At 69.3% G+C, this 1,301-nt stretch carries 1 protein-coding gene; it reads right to left on the reverse strand.

The window, feature by feature from the left end; all coding sequences use genetic code 11:
• Window positions 1-44: 44 nt before the first annotated feature.
• Window positions 45-1,214 carry an IS1249 family transposase gene (locus HGK34_RS22200; protein ID WP_201851600.1) on the reverse strand — a complete coding sequence of 390 codons (1,170 nt, stop codon included), beginning with the start codon at window positions 1,212-1,214 and terminating at the stop codon, window positions 45-47.
• Window positions 1,215-1,301 lie beyond the last annotated feature (87 nt).

Genomic DNA, 1,301 nt, shown 5'->3' on the forward strand with positions numbered 1-1,301 from the left:
GGGTTAGCGGCCAAAATGTGTGTCTGTCTCGGGCGTGTCGTGGGTCATCTGGGGCGTCCGGCCCAGCCTTTGCGGGTCCAGAGTCCTTCTTCGGGGGTCGCGGTCGTGTCGTAGCCGGCCGGGCTGAGGGGTTCGTCGTCGATGGCTGGGTGGCTTGGCTGCGGGTTCCAGTGTTCGGGCCGGGCGAGGTCGGCGGGCTGGGTGGGGCGTTCGGAGTGTAGGTAGCACCACCATTCGACGGCGCGTTTCTGGTGTGCGGGTGGCATGCCGCGGTGGCGTTTGAGCAGGTCGCGGAGTACGGAGTTGATGCCGCCTTCGATCTGGTTGGTGGTGGCAGCGATGCCCTGCCCGTCGAATCGCTCGTCGAGGTAGGTGAACAGGGTGTTTTCGCGGGCCAGGCGGGCCATGAGTCGGTAGGCGCGGCGGATGCGGTCGTGGGTGTACCACCACCGCTGCCCGGCCCGGGCCCACTGCGGACGTATCGCGCCGGGCTGGGTGGCGTAGGTGCGCTGCTTGATGAGGTCGCCGTGGGCCTGGTGCCAGGCGTTCAGGGCGGTCAGCCAGGTGGTGGCCTGGTCGCGGGTGGTGATCTTGGTCAGTTGCAGCGACAGGGCCCGCAGCGCCTTGCCGGCCTCGGTGCGTGGGTGGCGGGTCAGGTAGCCGCGTACGCCGCGTTGGACGTGGACCAGGCACCGCTGCACGGCCGTGTCCGGCCAGGCCTGCGCCAACGCCGAGGTCAGGCCGCTGACGCCGTCCACGACCGCGACCCCTGGTGCGGGCAGGCGTTCCAGCAGCGCCATCCAGGCGGCCGTCTTCTCGGTGTCGCACCACTGCAGCCCGACCACGGTCCCGCGGCTGATGGCGATCAGGGCGCACCAGCCGCCTGCCAGGTAGATCCCATCGAGCTGGACCTCGTCGAACACCTCGCCCGTGACACCGATGACGGGCTCGATCCGCCAGCACCAGGCCGTATGCCGACGAAACGAACGCGCGCTGGCCTGGGATGCCTGGGCTTGCGGGACCGGGCCGGTCAGCCACGCCACGAACGCCTCGACCTGCGCCCGGCGAGTCACATCCGGCCTGCTCCTGCTGCTGGAAGACCCACACGAGGTGCACCGCCAGCGGGTCTTCCCGCTGCTCGTACGACCGTTGCGCTTGAGCCCGCCGCCGCATACCTGACACCGGCGACGATGTCCACCACCCTGCTCTGCCATGCCCACCAGGGCATAACAGAGCCCCGAAAACCGCCCCCCACCAGTATCAAGACCCCCTCAGCAGACACACATTCTGGCCGCTAACCC

Origin of the sequence: Myceligenerans indicum (assembly GCF_016742955.1) — a bacterium.
GTDB lineage: Bacteria > Actinomycetota > Actinomycetes > Actinomycetales > Cellulomonadaceae > Myceligenerans > Myceligenerans indicum.

Coding starts and splice junctions, on each gene's coding strand:
- HGK34_RS22200 (WP_201851600.1), bottom strand. CDS start 1,214: ATGGCAGAGCAGGGTGGTGGACATCGTCGCCGGTGTCAGGTATGCGGC.